Consider the following 13,566-nt stretch of genomic DNA (forward strand, 5'->3'; position numbering starts at 1 on the left):
GGGGGGCTGGTCAGCCCGCGGCCCACTGTGCGAAGGAGGACCAGGCCGACAGGGTGCGCCCGCTGGTGAAGGCGTGCGCGGCGCCGGTGACCGGATCGGTGAACTCCAGCCTCCGCGCGAGCAGTTGCAGGGGACGGCGGAAGTCGCCGGCCGGCACCGGCGGGGTCACCTCCGGGTAGAGCGGGTCGCCGAGGATGGGCACGCCGAGCGCGTTCATGTGGACGCGCAGCTGGTGGGTCTGCCCGGTGCGGGGGAGCAGGCGGTACCGGCCGAGCCCGTCCCGGCGCTCCGCCAGCTCCACCCGGGTCTCGGCGTTGGGCTCGCCCTCGACCTCCCGGGCGGCCTGCACCCCGGGCTCCTTCACGATCCGGCTGCGCACCGTGCGGGGCAGGGCGAGCGTGGCGTCGTACGGTGCGACCGCCTCGTACTCCTTGCGCACCCGCCGGTCGCTGAACAGCGTCTGGTACGCGCCGCGTTCCTCGGGCCGCACCGTGAACAGCACCAGGCCGGCGGTGAGCCGGTCCAGGCGGTGCGCGGCGGTCAGCGTCGGGACGCCCAGCTCGTGCCGCAGCCGGGCGAGCGCGGTCTGGGCGATGTGCGTACCGCGCGGGGTGGTGGCCAGGAAGTGCGGCTTGTCGGCCACGACGATGTGCTCGTCCCGGTACACCACCGGTACCGGGAACGGCACGGGCACCTCGGCGGGCAGCTCGCGGTGGAACCACACGAACATTCCCGGCCGGTACGGCGTGTCCGCGGGCACCGCCCGTCCGTCGGCCCCCACGATCCGCCCGGCCTCGAACATCGCCTCGATCACCCCGGGCCCGGCACCGGTGAGCCGCGCCACGAGGTGTTCGCGCACGGTGTGCCAGGCGCCGCCCGCGGGCAGCCGCACCCGCACGGGATCGACCCCGTCGCGCTGGGGGAGCGGGGCGGGTGGGGGCGGTGTACGGCGTCTCACCTGGTCAAGGGTACGAGGGGGAGGACGGCTGGGGTGTGGTGGCCGGCGGCGGTGCGAAGGGAGCAGGCCAGGGGTGCGGGGCGCGGGCGCGTGACCGGCACGGGTGGGGCGGCGTCGACGGGGTGTCCGGTCACGGGTGCGAGGGGTGGGTGTCGTAAAACGACTGGGGAGCGGGGCCCTCCGGGCGGCAGTATGTGGATCATGCCAATGCTCACCAGTCCGGTGCTGACCGCCGGCGCCCTCGCCCGTACCGACCAGCCCGTCGTCCCGACCGGTGACGGCCTCGTGCTGCGTCCCTGGCAGGCGGGGGACGCGCCCGCCGTGTACGCGGCGTTCCAGGATCCCCTGATGCACCGGTTCCACGGCAAGTCCTGCGACTCCGAGGACGAGGCCGCCGGGTGGATCACCCAGTGGCGCGAGGCGTGGCCCAGGGAGCGGGAGGCGCAGTGGGCGGTGGTGGAGGAGGACACCGGGCGGCTGATGGGCCGGGTCGCGCTGCGGCAGATCGAGCTGGCCGACGGCATGGCCGAACTCGCGTACTGGACCGTGGTGCAGGCCCGCGGCCGTGATGTCGCGACCCGGTCGGCGGGCGCCCTGACGCACTGGGCGTTCGAGGAGATCGGCTTCCACCGGCTGGAGTTGATGCACTCCACCGCCAACGAGGCGTCCTGCCGGGTCGCCGTCAAGGCCGGTTTCGCCCCGGAGGGCACCCGGCGCCAGGCCTATCTGCACCCCGACGGCTGGCACGACATGCACCTGCACGCCCGGGTGCGCGGGGACTGAGCCCGAGGGGGCGGCCGGGCGGTGCCGTCGGGGCGGCCGGTGTGAAGATGGGACGCATGCCTGCCTATGACCTCGCGAGCCGGCTCGTCGTCGGTGTCGCCTCCAGTGCCCTGTTCGATCTGCGCGAGTCCGACGGGGTGTTCAGGGAGCAGGGCGAGGAGGCCTACCGGGCCTACCAGGAGGAGAACCGGGACAACACGCTGCGGCCCGGGGTGGCGTTCGCGTTCATCCGCAGGCTGCTGTCGCTCAACGACCTCGGGGAGCCGGGCGATCCGCTGGTCGAGGTGATCATCCTCTCCCGCAACGACCCCGACACGGGGCTGCGGGTGATGCGCTCGATACAGGCCCATGAACTGCCCATCAGCCGCGCCGTGTTCATGCAGGGCCGGTCCCCGTACAAGTTCATGCCGGCGCTGAACATGTCGCTGTTCCTGTCGGCGAACGGCGACGACGTGCGGGAGGCCGTCGCGGCGGGGCTGCCCGCGGGGCACGTGCTCGGGGCGGCGTACCCGGACGACGCGGCGGACCGGGAGCTGCGGATCGCGTTCGACTTCGACGGGGTGCTCGCCACCGACGCCGCCGAACAGGTCTACCAGTCCGAGGGGTTGGAGGGGTTCCGGGCGCACGAGACGCGCAACGCGGCGACCCCGCACGACGCGGGACCGCTGCGTGACTTCCTCGCGGGGGTGAACCGGATCCAGAACCGGGAGGAGGAACGGCGCCGGACGGACCCGGAGTACGCGGTGCGGGTGCACGTCTCCATCGTGACCGCGCGCAACGCCCCGGCGCACGAGCGGGCCGTGAACAGCCTCAAGCAGTGGGGCGTGCGGGTCAACGACGCGTTCTTCCTCGGCGGGATAGACAAGGGCGCCGTGATGAAGGTCCTGGACCCGCACATCTTCTTCGACGACCAGGTGACGCATCTGGAGAGCACGGCGCGGACCACACCGAGCGTGCATGTGCCGTTCGGCGAGATCAACGCACGCTGAGGCCGGGGGCTCCGCGCCGCACGGTTCAGGCGGCCGCCGCGTCGCTCTCCTGTTCCGCCTCGATACGGGCGTTCCACTCGCGCTTGGAGGCCTGCCAGCCGTCCTCGTTGTGGCCGAGACGCCAGTAGCCGGAGATCGAGAGGTCCTCGCGCGGGATCTGGAGCTCCACGCGCAGCATCCGGCGCAGCTCCTTCACGAAGCCGGCCTCGCCGTGCACGAAGGCGTGCAGGCGGCCCTCGGGGAACTCCAGGGCGCGCACGGCCTCCAGCAGGGCGGCGCCGACCGGCCGGTCCCCGCGGTGCAGCCAGACGACCTCCGCGGCGGAGTCGATCTTCTGCTCCTCCTCGGGCCCGGACACCTCCACGAAGGCGTGGGCGAGGGCGCCCGCGGGCAGCGTCTCCAGGGCGCGGGCGATGGCGGGCAGCGCGCTCTCGTCACCGGCGAGCAGGTGCCAGTCGGCGTCCGGGTCGGGGGCGTAGGCGCCGCCGGGGCCCATGAAGCGCAGCGTCTCGCCGGGCCGCACCCGCCGGGCCCAGGGGCCGGCCAGGCCCTCGTCCCCGTGGATCACGAAGTCCAGGGTCAGCTCGCGGTGTTCGGCGTCCCAGCCGCGCACGGTGTAGGTCCGGGTCACCGGCCACTGCTCGCGCGGGAACTCGGCGCGGACACGCTCCAGGTCGAAGGGCTCCGGGTAGGTCACGCCCGCCGGGCCGAACAGGAGCTTCACATAGTGGTCGGTGCAGGTGTCCGCCGCGAAGCCGGCGAGTCCGTCGCCGCCGAGCACCACGCGCTGCATGTGCGGGGTCAGCCGCTCGGTGCGTACCACCCGGGCGGTGTGGATCTTGCGCGGCTTTCGTTCCGGACGCTCTGCCATCACGGCCTCCTGCGGAATGGTTAGGTATACCTAAGTTAACATCCCTCCTGTTGGTCCGATCTTCCCTCGCTCCTCAACGGCCGCCCTTTGCTGGAATATTGCCGATCAGGCGGCCCCGTCCCGCGCGCCGAGCGTGGTCAGCAGCCGTTGCAGCGAGCCGCCCAGGCCCCACCGGGCCGCCAGCTCCTCCAGGGCCGCCGGGTCGCGCGGGGCTCCCGGCAGCGCGGTGTCCACGTCCGGCAGCGGCACGTCGGCGGCCACCCGCACCACCTTCGGCGCCACCGCGACGTACGGCCGGGCCTCGGTCAGCCGCCGCCGCTGCGAGGGCGTGAGCCTGGCCTTCGGGTCGTCCACGGCCGCCATGATCCCGGCCAGGTCGCCGAACTCGGCGAGCAGTCTGGCGGCCGTCTTCTCGCCGATCCCGGCCACGCCCGGCAGTCCGTCGCTCGGGTCGCCGCGCAGCAGCGCCAGGTCCGCGTACCCCCGTCCGTCGACGCCGTACTTCTCACGCAGCACCGCCTCGTCGGTCACCTGGAGGGTGCCCACGCCCTTGAGCGGGTACAGCACCCGGATGCCGCGCCCGTCGTCCACCAGCTGGTACAGGTCGCGGTCGCCGGTGACGATGTCGACCGGGCCGGCGGCGCGCGCGGTGAAGGTGCCGATCACGTCGTCCGCCTCGTAGGGGGCGACTCCGACGCGGGCGATGCCGATCGCGTCCAGCACGGACTCGATGACCGGAACCTGCGGGGCGAGGGTGTCCGGCACCTCCTCCGCGTCCGGCGTGCAGGTGTGCTCCTCGGCGACCCGGTGTGCCTTGTAGGTGGGGATCAGCTCGACCCGCCACTTCGGCCGCCAGTCGGCGTCCATGCAGGCCACGAGGTGGGTGGGCCGGTGGTCCCTGACCAGCCGGTCGATGAAGTCCAGCAGTCCGCGCACGGCGTTCACCGGGGTGCCGTCCGGCGCCTTCACGGAGTCGGGGACGCCGAAGTAGGCGCGGAAGTACAGCGAGGCGGTGTCGAGGAGCATCAGTCGTCCGGTCACGTCCCGCATCATGCCGTACGCCACCGACAGTCACCCTCGCCTCACGCCCGCGCACCTTTCGCCCGGGAACGCGTTGCGTGATGCGCACCGCGGTGAGCCCGGCCACTTGTGAGTTTGCCTCGGTTTGACCTGGGCAGGCGCGCCGCCAGGAGCGGAGTAGTGCGCTTTTCAACTGTCGGCGCCCCCGGGCGCCGGCTCTGTGACGGTCGAAACGGCCCTTCGTCTCCTGCCCCTGTTCCCGAGACAAGAGGTACGCGTGCGAGCCAGGCTTGAGGCGGAGCACCTGTTCAAGGTGTTCGGCAGACGACCGGACGAATCAGTGGAGCGCCTGCGGAAGGGCGCCGACCGGGAGGAGCTGCGCGCCGACGGCACCACGGCCGCCGTGATCGACGCTTCCTTCCGCGTCGAGGCCGGCGAGATCTTCGTCGTGATGGGCCTGTCGGGTTCCGGCAAGTCCACCCTGCTGCGGATGCTCAACGGCCTGCTGGAGCCGACCGCGGGCAGTGTGCGCTTCGACGGCGAGGAGCTGACCGCGCTCGGCGAGCACGGGCTGCGCGAGCTGCGCTCCAGGAAGATCAGCATGGTCTTCCAGCACTTCGCGCTGTTCCCGCACCGCAGCGTCCGTGACAACGCCGCCTACGGCCTGGAAGTGCAGGGCGTGCCCCGCACCGAGCGCGAGCGCCGCGCCGACGAGGCGCTCGCCCTGTGCGGCCTGGCCGGCTGGGAGAAGTCCTGGCCCGACGAGCTGTCCGGCGGCATGCAGCAGCGCGTCGGCCTCGCCCGCGCCCTCGCCACCGACGCCGACCTGCTGCTCATGGACGAGTCCTTCAGCGCCCTGGACCCGCTGATCCGCCGCGACATGCAGGACCGGCTCCTGGAGCTTCAGAAGACGCTCAAGAAGACCATCGTCTTCATCACCCACGACCTCAACGAGGCCATGCGCCTGGGTGACCGCGTCGCCGTCATGCGTGACGGCCGCATCGTGCAGACCGGCACCGCCGAGGACATCCTGCTGCGCCCGGAGAACGACTACGTGGCCTCCTTCATCCAGGACGTCGACCGCTCCCGGGTGCTCACCGCCGCCGCCGTCATGGACACCGGGCTGCGCGGCGACGAGGCCGACTGCGCCTGCGAGACCGCGACGCCCGAGACGCCGTTCGGCGAGCTGTGCGCGATCAGCGCCCGGCTGCCCCACCCGGTCGCCGTCCTGGACGCCGACGGCACCCTCGTCGGGGTCGTGCCCCGGCAGCGCCTGCTGGGCCTCCTCGGCGACGAACAGGGCGAGCCGACCGCCTGCGACGGCTCCGGCAAGGACGGGGAGAAGGTGACCGCCCGTGCCTAGGATCCCCCTCGGCAGCTGGGTCGACTCCGGTGTGAACTGGCTGGTCGGCCACCTCTCCTGGCTCTTCGACGCCGTCAAGGCCGTCATGGAGGGCATGTACGACGGCATCGACGCCGTCCTCGGCTCACCGGCGCCCCTGCTGATGGCGGGCATCCTCGCCGTCGTCGCCTGGTGGCTGCGCGGCCTGACGGCCGGTGTCCTCGCCTTCGCCGGGTTCGCCCTGGTCGACTCGCTGCACCTGTGGGACCAGGCGATGTCCACGCTCGCCCTGGTCCTCGTGGCCACCGTGATCGCCCTGGTGATCTCGATCCCGCTGGGCATCTGGGCGGCCCGCTCCAAGGCGGTCGGCGCCGCCGTGCGGCCCGTCCTGGACCTGCTCCAGACGATGCCCTCGATGGTCCTGCTGATCCCGGCCATGCTCTTCTTCGGGCTCGGCACCGCGGCCGGCGTGGTCGCCACCCTGATCTTCGCCCTCGCCCCCGGCGTCCGCATGACCGAGCTGGGCATCCGCCAGGTCGACGCCGAACTGGTCGAGGCCGCCGAGGCGTTCGGCACCACCCCGCGCGACATCCTGTGGCGCGTCCAGCTGCCGCTCGCCCTGCCGACCATCATGGCCGGCGTCAACCAGGTGATCATGCTGGGCCTGTCCATGGTCGTCATCGCCGGCATGGTCGGCACCGGCGGCCTCGGCGGCGCGGTGAACGAGGCCATCGGCCAGCTCGACATCGGCTACGGCTTCGAGGCCGGCGTCGGCATCGTCGTCCTCGCCATCTACCTGGACCGCATCACCGGCGCCCTCGGCACCCAGCTGTCCCCGCTCGGCCGCAGGGCCGCCGCCAAGGCGCCCAGGCGCGCGTGGGAGTACCGGCCGCGCCCGGCCGTCGCGGTCGTCGGGATCGTCGTCCTGGCGCTCGTCGCGGGCGGCGTCGGCGTCTTCGGCTCCGCCGGCACCGCCTCCGAGGCCTCCGGCACCGACATCGGCAAGGGCGAGGAGGTCAGGATCGGCTACATCCCCTGGGACGAGGGCATCGCCTCCACCTTCCTGTGGAAGGAGATCCTCCAGGAGCGCGGTTTCAAGGTCACCACGACCCAGTACGCGGCCGGCCCGCTCTACACCGGCCTCGCCACCGGGCAGATCGACTTCGAGACCGACTCGTGGCTGCCGACCACGCACGCCGAGTACTGGAAGAAGTACGGCAAGCGGCTCGACGACCTCGGCAAGTGGTACGGCCCGACCTCCCTGGAGCTGTCCGTCCCCTCGTACGTCAAGGACGTCGACTCCCTGGCCGATCTCAAGGCGCACGCCTCCGAGTTCGGCGGGAGGATCGTCGGCATCGAGCCCAGCGCCGGCGAGATGAGCCTGCTCAAGACCAAGGTCCTCAAGGAGTACGGCCTCGACGGCACCTACCGGGTGGTCGACGGCTCCACCCCGGCCATGCTCGCCGAGCTCAAGCGCGCCTACGCCAAGAAGGAGCCGGTCCTCGTCACCCTGTGGTCCCCGCACTGGGCCTACAGCAGCTACGACCTGAAGAAGCTCCGGGACCCCAGGCTCGCCTGGGGCAAGGGCGACGGCGTGCACACCCTGGCCCGCAAGGGCTTCGCCGGGGACAACCCGCAGGTCGGCCGCTGGCTGAAGGACTTCTCCATGACCGAGAAGCAGCTCACCGGCCTGGAGGCGCGGATCCAGCAGGCCGGCAAGGGCAAGGAGCAGGACGCGGTCCGCGCCTGGCTGCGCGAGAACCCCGGCCTGGTCGACAAGTGGGCGCCGGTCTCCGGCGACCACGCGCAGGGCCAGGCGGCCGGGTGACCTGACCGGCCCGGACCCGCCACCCGAGGGGCGGACGGCACCGTACGGCGACGGGGTACGGGGCAGTCCGCCCCTCGCGGCGTCCTCCCGCGATCCCCGACGCTCCCCTACGGGAGGAATCCGGCCAATCACCCAGCGTGATGACGCCTGCTGCTGGGCATGTTCATCCCCAGGGAGGAAGCGTCGGGGGACCGCCGGAAAGGCCCTGACACTGGCGCGAACCGTGAGGGTAAGGGCTCATCGGCGGGTGGGGGATGTGACACGCGCATGAAACCGTTTGCCGAACATGCGTAGGGTGCAGTGAAGCCACGGGGAGATCCGGGAGAGCGACGCTCTCAGCGGGCACTCGGAGAGTGGCGGGAAAAGCGACAGAGGAACGCACGACGATCGAGGGAGGGAGCCGGAGCGATGGGTGACCACAAAGAGCAGCAGCCCGTACGGGTGGGCGCGGCGGTCCGGCGGCGCCGGCGCGCCCTGGAGCTGACCCTCGCGGCCGTGGCCGAGCGCACCGGCCTGTCCGTGCCCTTCCTCAGCCAGGTGGAGAACGACCGGGCCCGGCCCAGCCGCACCTCCCTGGAGAAGCTGGCCGACGCGCTGCGCACCACGGCCGTCGAACTCCTCGCCGCGGCGGACCCGGCGGCCACCGTCGACCTGGTGCGTGCCGAGCCCCTCACGGACGGCGACTTCGCCCCGCGGACCCGCAACCTGGTCCGCGGCCACCACCAGCTGCACGCCTCCGAGTTCACCGGAGACCACGACGCGGGACGCGAGTTCCAGCACCGCAACGACGAGTTGATGTACGTAGCCGACGGCGCGGTCGAGATCGAGGCCGAGGGACGCGCGTACCGTCTCGGCCGCGGCGACACGCTGTACCTCACGGGCGGGGTGCGGCACCGGTGGCGGGCGACGGTGCCGGACACGCGGATCATCGTGGTGGCGGTGGCGGAGCACATCGAGGCCGTGCAGGACCGGTATCGCTGAGCGTCGTGGTCGTACGGGAGGGCATGTGAGGGAGCGTATGAGGGGCCGTCGCGCGGGCGCGGGGCCGTGGTGGCCGGTCGGGCGGTTCCCCGCGCCGCTTCGGGCCGCCGTGCGGGGCGGGGGCGAGTGATGCGCGTCGTCTCCCTCGTCCCCTCGCTCACCGAGGCCGTCGCAAAGACGCTGCCCGGGGCGCTCGTCGGGGCCACGGACTGGTGCGGTCGGCCGGAGGATCTGGACGTCGTCCGGATCGGCGGGACCAAGAATCCCGCGGTGGAGCGCATCGTCGGGCTGGCGCCCGACCTGGTGATCGCCAATGAGGAGGAGAACCGCGTCCCGGACCTCGACGCGCTGCGTGCGGCCGGTCTCGAGGTCCTGGTCACCGAGGTGCGGACCGTGCCCCAGGCGTTCACGGAGCTGGCGCGGGTGCTGGACGCGTGCGGGGCGCCGGGGCGGCCGGGCTGGCTGCGGGAGGCGGAGGCCGCCTGGGGCGCGCTGCCGGAGCCGGCGGAGCGCAGGACGGCGGTCGTACCCATCTGGCGCAGGCCCTGGATGGTCGTGGGCCGGGACACGTTCGCCGGTGATGTGCTGGCCCGCCTGGGCGTCGACCATCTGTACGCCGGTCATCCCGAGCGTTACCCCCGCATCCCCCTGGACGAGCTGCGGGCCGCCGGCCCGGACCTGGTGGTGCTCCCGGACGAGCCGTACCGCTTCACCGCCGCCGACGGCCCGGAGGCCTTCCCCGGCCTGGCCTGCGCGCTGGTCAGCGGGCGGTACCTGACGTGGTACGGACCGTCTCTGGCGCGGGCGCCGCGGGTGCTGGCCGAGGCCCTGCGAGCAGCTCGCCGCTGAGCAGCCCGCGCGCGGTGCCGGTCGCCGCCGCGAGCCAGGCCGCGACGAGCAGGACGTACAGCGCGACGGCCAGGGTCTGGTAGGCGGTGAGGGACGTGTGCCGGGCGAGGGCGGCCGCGCCGGTGACGCAGGTGCCCACCGGGAAGGTGGCGCCCCACCAGGTCATCGCGAACCCCATGCCCTGCCGCCGGGCCCGCACCAGGTGTGCCACGGACAACGCCAGCCACATCAGCGCGAAGCCCATCACGGGCACGCCGTACAGCACCGAGAACACGGCGAGTCCGTGCACGTAGGAGCTGGGCACGACGCCGGGCGCGGCGTTCGCGATCGAGCCGACGGCGGTGGTGGACTGCCCGAGCGGGCCGAGGACCAGGAACAGGGTCGGGGTGAGGGCGAGCGGCAGCGGGCCCGAGGTGATCAGCCGGCCGAGGACCAGGGGCAGCATCAGCAGCGTGGCGAACAGGCTCAGACCGAACATCGCCAGACAGGCCAGCAGCAGGGTCTCGCGGGGCTGGCCGGGCGGCAGATGCGGCACGAGCAGGGGGCCGAGCGCGGCCGACACCATCGGGGCGACCAGAGGCAGCAGCCAGACGGGGGAGGCCTGGGAGGCGTCGATGCGGTGCCGTACGGACATCAGGTACGGCACGGCCACGGCCGCCCACAGCCCGATCGCCGTACCGGCCGTGTACAGGACGGTGTCCAGGGCGACGGCCGCTCCCGTGCCGAGCCAGTCGTGCCCCGCGGTCAGCGCGCCGCCGCCCACGGCCAGCAGGGCCATGGAGAGGCAGCCGTAGAACGGGGCCATCGCCGGGTCGAGGAGGTGGGCGCGGGCCTGGTCGCGGTGGTGGACCCAGTGCAGGGTGCGGGCCGCCAGCAGGGCCGCCAGCATCAGCAGCGAGAGCACCCAGACCGCCGCGAGGAGCGTGCGCGGCCCGGCCGGCATGTCCACCGGCAGCGTGATGCCGGCGGTGGCGACGGCGGCGGTGCCCATGACGGAGGCGTACCAGTTGGGTCCGAGGTGGCGGACCAGGGCGGCACGGGGCGCGCGTGTGGCGGGGAGGGGCGGGGCAGTGGTGACCATGGCATCCACCGTGCCCCCGGGCATCGGCCCTGACCAGGGAGTTCCCCTCTATGAGGGCATAAGCTGGTCTTATGAGCGAGGCGGAGGGATCCCGAGAGCAGGGCGAGGGCACGGGGTCGTTGGCGCACCGGGTGCCGGATCTGGCGGCGTTGGAGCTGTTGCTGGCGGTGGCGCGGCTCGGGAGTCTCGGGGCGGCGGCCCGGGAGGTCGGGATCACGCAGCCGGCGGCGAGCAGCCGTGTCCGGTCCATGGAGCGGCAGCTCGGGGTGGCCCTGGTGGACCGTTCGCCGCGCGGGTCCCGGCTCACCGACGCCGGTGTGCTGGTGACGGACTGGGCGCGGCGGGTGGTGGAGGCGGCGGCGGCGTTCGACGCGGGGGCGCGGGCGTTGCGGGACCGGCGGGATTCGCGGCTGCGGGTCGCCGCGAGCATGACCATAGCCGAGTACCTGCTGCCGGGCTGGCTGCTCGCGTTGCACGCCGAGCGCCCCGACACGGCGGTGTCGCTGCTGGCCGGGAACTCGGCGAAGGTGGCGGAGCTGCTGCTCGGCGGGGACGCGGACCTCGGGTTCGTGGAGGGGCTCGCGGTGCCGAAGGGGCTGGACGCGGCCGTGATCGGGCACGACCGGCTGATCGTCGTGACGGCGCCGGGGCATCCCTGGGCGCGGCGCCGGCGGCCCCTGTCACCGAAGGAACTGGCCGAGACGCCGCTGATCCTGCGGGAGCGGGGCTCGGGGACGCGGCAGGTCCTCGACGCGGCGCTCGGGGGGCTGGCCCGGCCGCTGATCGAGCTGTCCTCCACGACGGCGGTGAAGGCGTCGGCGGTCAGCGGGGCGGGGCCGTCGGTGCTCAGCGAACTGGCGGTGCGGGAGGAACTCGCCCTGCGGCGCCTGGTCGAGGTTCCGGTGGACGGTGTTTCGCTGCGGCGGGACCTGCGGGCGGTGTGGCCGACGGGACACCGCCCGACGGGCCCGGCACGGGACCTGTTGTCCCTGACGCGGGCCTGACCGGGACCGGCGTCCCTGGCGTGTGCCTGACCGGGGCTTGCCTCCCTGACGTGTACCTGAGCCGGGTCCTGTGTCTCTGGCGCGGGCCTGACCGGGTCCTGTGTGCCTGGCGCGGGCCTGAGCCGGGACCTGTGTCCCTGACGTGTGCCTGAATCAGGGCGGGCGGCGCCGTGCGGGCCGCGGCGCCGCGGTTCCCCGGGGGCGCGGGGAACCGCGTGACGCGTCACCTGCGGCCCGCGGCCGTCCACCGGGCCCGGCCCCGGCGGCGCTTCGGATCAACTCGCCGCCCCTACCAAACCCTCCATCACCCGTGCGTCCTTCCCCATCTCCGGGTGCCACTGCACCCCCACGACCCACCCCCGGTCCGCCGGCAACTCCACCGCCTCCACCGTGCCGTCCTCGGCGTGGGCGGACGGTACGAGGTCGCGGCCGAGGCGGGACACGCACTGGTGGTGGTAGGCGGGGACGGACGTGGCCTCGGGGACGAGCGAGGCGTACCGGGTGCCCGGGACCGGCTTCACCGGGTGCGTGCCGAAGACGCCGACCACCTCCGCGTGGCCCTCCATGTGCTGGACCAGCGTCCCGCCGAGGGCCACGTTCAGGAGCTGCATGCCCCGGCAGATCCCCAGCAGCGGCGTGCCGGAGGCCAGCGCGGCCTCGATCAGGGCGAGTTCCCAGGCGTCGCGGGCCAGGGCCGGCGGGCCCGTGCGGGGGTCGCGGTCGGCGCCGTAGTGCACCGGGTCCACGTCCGGGCCGCCCGCGACGACCAGGCCGTCGAGCCGGGCGACCGCCGCCGCGGCCAGCTCGGGCTCGTCCGGCGGCAGCATGCACGCGAGCCCTCCGGCCCGCTGCACCAGCCGCGGATACGCGGCCGGCAGCAGCGCGGCGTCCAGCTCCCAGACCCCCCACCGGGTCCCGGCCTCCAGATACGTGCTCACACCGATCAACGGCCGCTCGCTCACGCCACCCTCCCAGAACTCGCGAAACTCCCGGAAACCAAAAGGTATAGGACAGTACCTTTGCAGAGTCCGCTCATGTCAGGAAGCCCCGCAGCAGTGCCGCCGTGCCCGCGCAGTGCTCCCGCATCATCTCCCGCGCGCCGTCCGCGTCCCCGTCGAGCACCGCCTCCACCAGCGCGGTGTGCTGCCGCTGGGAGTGTTCGAGGTTGCGCACCAGCAGCGGGATGCAGTCCAGCAGCTCGTTGACGGTGGCCCGCACCGCCGCGTACTGCGCGGTCAGGGTGGGCGAGCCGCACAGCTCGGCCAGGGTCAGATGCAGGAGCGTGTCCAGGCGCCGGTAGTCGGCGAGCGGCGCGTCGTGCGTGTCGGCCAGCGCCTCCCGCAGCCGTTTCGCCTGCTCGTCGGTGAGCCCGTGCGCCGCGCACAGCCCGGCCGCCCCCACCTCCAGCACCTCGCGGAAGCGCAGCACGTCCTCGACGTCGACCTCGGCGATCCGCCGCCGCAGCTCGTCCTCGCCGCCGGCGTCCGCGCGGGGCAGCACGAACGTTCCGCCGTACCGCCCGCGCCGCGCCTCCACCAGGCCCTGGTCCTGGAGGACCTTCAGCACCTCGCGCAGCGTCACCCGGCTGATCCCCAGCCGCTCCGCCAGCTCCCGCTCCGCGGGCAGCCGTTCGCCGCCCGGCACCAGGCCGAGCCGGACCACCTGGAGGATCTGCTCCAAGGCCTCCTCGAAGCCGTTGCCCGCGCGCACCGGCCGCAGCACCGGAGCGAGCCGGTCGCCCACCCCGTGCCACTCCGTGTGAGGCGACATCCGCCGCACCCCCTTCCCAAGCAATGGTTCTTCGCAATACCTTATGGCTCCCGGCCCGGCCGAAGAAGCGCGAAGGCGCCCAAGGAGGCT

At 73.3% G+C, this 13,566-nt stretch carries 13 protein-coding genes; 7 read left to right on the plus strand and 6 right to left on the minus strand.

What is annotated here, in order from left to right:
* Positions 1-10: 10 nt before the first annotated feature.
* Complete coding sequence (locus ACWDD7_RS12075) at positions 11-958, minus strand: pseudouridine synthase (RefSeq protein ID WP_450457281.1); 948 nt, start codon at positions 956-958, stop codon at positions 11-13.
* Between the two features lie 201 nt (positions 959-1,159).
* Between ACWDD7_RS12075 and ACWDD7_RS12080 the strand changes: the two genes are divergently transcribed.
* Together ACWDD7_RS12080 and ACWDD7_RS12085 are read left to right on the plus strand one after the other, a co-directional pair.
* Complete coding sequence (locus ACWDD7_RS12080) at positions 1,160-1,741, plus strand: GNAT family N-acetyltransferase (RefSeq protein WP_450457282.1); 582 nt, start codon at positions 1,160-1,162, stop codon at positions 1,739-1,741.
* Between the two features lie 56 nt (positions 1,742-1,797).
* Positions 1,798-2,730: a 5'-nucleotidase gene (locus ACWDD7_RS12085; RefSeq protein ID WP_351873669.1), complete on the plus strand. Its 933-nt coding sequence runs from the start codon at positions 1,798-1,800 to the stop codon at positions 2,728-2,730.
* Positions 2,731-2,755: 25 nt separating this feature from the next.
* Here ACWDD7_RS12085 and ACWDD7_RS12090 read toward each other — a convergent pair whose 3' ends face one another.
* Both ACWDD7_RS12090 and ACWDD7_RS12095 read right to left on the minus strand, forming a co-directional pair.
* Positions 2,756-3,601 carry a siderophore-interacting protein gene (locus tag ACWDD7_RS12090; RefSeq protein WP_450457283.1) on the minus strand — a complete coding sequence of 282 codons (846 nt, stop codon included), beginning with the start codon at positions 3,599-3,601 and terminating at the stop codon, positions 2,756-2,758.
* Between the two features lie 105 nt (positions 3,602-3,706).
* Entirely contained in the window at positions 3,707-4,651 is a 945-nt protein-coding gene (locus ACWDD7_RS12095) for a 5'-3' exonuclease (RefSeq protein ID WP_450457390.1), read from the minus strand.
* Positions 4,652-4,898: 247 nt separating this feature from the next.
* On the opposite strand from ACWDD7_RS12095, the gene ACWDD7_RS12100 reads away from it, so the two are divergent.
* From ACWDD7_RS12100 to ACWDD7_RS12115, 4 genes are all read left to right on the plus strand, one after another.
* Entirely contained in the window at positions 4,899-5,984 is a 1,086-nt protein-coding gene (locus tag ACWDD7_RS12100; protein ID WP_450457284.1) for a quaternary amine ABC transporter ATP-binding protein, read from the plus strand.
* A complete protein-coding gene (locus ACWDD7_RS12105; RefSeq protein ID WP_450457285.1) occupies positions 5,977-7,791 on the plus strand; it encodes an ABC transporter permease/substrate binding protein in 1,815 nt (604 codons plus the stop codon). Before ACWDD7_RS12100 ends, ACWDD7_RS12105 begins: the two co-directional genes overlap by 8 nt.
* A 408-nt stretch (positions 7,792-8,199) precedes the next feature.
* On the plus strand, positions 8,200-8,772 hold the full coding sequence (locus ACWDD7_RS12110) for a helix-turn-helix domain-containing protein (protein WP_351873657.1): 573 nt from the start codon (positions 8,200-8,202) through the stop codon (positions 8,770-8,772).
* 129 nt (positions 8,773-8,901) lie between these two features.
* Entirely contained in the window at positions 8,902-9,621 is a 720-nt protein-coding gene (locus ACWDD7_RS12115; RefSeq protein WP_351873655.1) for a helical backbone metal receptor, read from the plus strand.
* Here the strand turns inward: ACWDD7_RS12115 and ACWDD7_RS12120 are convergent.
* Entirely contained in the window at positions 9,533-10,702 is a 1,170-nt protein-coding gene (locus ACWDD7_RS12120; RefSeq protein ID WP_450457286.1) for a TDT family transporter, read from the minus strand. The genes ACWDD7_RS12115 and ACWDD7_RS12120 overlap by 89 nt on opposite strands.
* Before the next feature lie 71 nt (positions 10,703-10,773).
* Here ACWDD7_RS12120 and ACWDD7_RS12125 point away from each other — a divergent pair, with 71 nt between their 5' ends.
* Entirely contained in the window at positions 10,774-11,706 is a 933-nt protein-coding gene (locus ACWDD7_RS12125; RefSeq protein ID WP_351873649.1) for a LysR family transcriptional regulator, read from the plus strand.
* 275 nt (positions 11,707-11,981) lie between these two features.
* On the opposite strand, the gene ACWDD7_RS12130 is transcribed toward ACWDD7_RS12125, so the two are convergent.
* Together ACWDD7_RS12130 and ACWDD7_RS12135 are read right to left on the minus strand one after the other, a co-directional pair.
* Positions 11,982-12,668 carry a gamma-glutamyl-gamma-aminobutyrate hydrolase family protein gene (locus ACWDD7_RS12130; protein WP_351877461.1) on the minus strand — a complete coding sequence of 229 codons (687 nt, stop codon included), beginning with the start codon at positions 12,666-12,668 and terminating at the stop codon, positions 11,982-11,984.
* Positions 12,669-12,738: 70 nt separating this feature from the next.
* Positions 12,739-13,476 carry a FadR/GntR family transcriptional regulator gene (locus tag ACWDD7_RS12135; protein WP_351877463.1) on the minus strand — a complete coding sequence of 246 codons (738 nt, stop codon included), beginning with the start codon at positions 13,474-13,476 and terminating at the stop codon, positions 12,739-12,741.
* Between the last annotated feature and the right edge of the window lie 90 nt (positions 13,477-13,566).

The organism is Streptomyces sp. NPDC001056 (assembly GCF_053598955.1).

Bases quoted from the DNA above. Each gene is read 5' to 3' on its own strand.
- ACWDD7_RS12080 (WP_450457282.1), top strand. From the start codon at position 1,160: ATGCCAATGCTCACCAGTCCGGTGCTGACCGCCGGCGCCCTCGCCCGT.
- ACWDD7_RS12085 (WP_351873669.1), top strand. From the start codon at position 1,798: ATGCCTGCCTATGACCTCGCGAGCCGGCTCGTCGTCGGTGTCGCCTCC.
- ACWDD7_RS12090 (WP_450457283.1), bottom strand. From the start codon at position 3,601: ATGGCAGAGCGTCCGGAACGAAAGCCGCGCAAGATCCACACCGCCCGG.
- ACWDD7_RS12095 (WP_450457390.1), bottom strand. From the start codon at position 4,651: ATGCGGGACGTGACCGGACGACTGATGCTCCTCGACACCGCCTCGCTG.
- ACWDD7_RS12110 (WP_351873657.1), top strand. From the start codon at position 8,200: ATGGGTGACCACAAAGAGCAGCAGCCCGTACGGGTGGGCGCGGCGGTC.
- ACWDD7_RS12115 (WP_351873655.1), top strand. From the start codon at position 8,902: ATGCGCGTCGTCTCCCTCGTCCCCTCGCTCACCGAGGCCGTCGCAAAG.
- ACWDD7_RS12120 (WP_450457286.1), bottom strand. From the start codon at position 10,702: ATGGTCACCACTGCCCCGCCCCTCCCCGCCACACGCGCGCCCCGTGCC.
- ACWDD7_RS12125 (WP_351873649.1), top strand. From the start codon at position 10,774: ATGAGCGAGGCGGAGGGATCCCGAGAGCAGGGCGAGGGCACGGGGTCG.
- ACWDD7_RS12135 (WP_351877463.1), bottom strand. From the start codon at position 13,476: ATGTCGCCTCACACGGAGTGGCACGGGGTGGGCGACCGGCTCGCTCCG.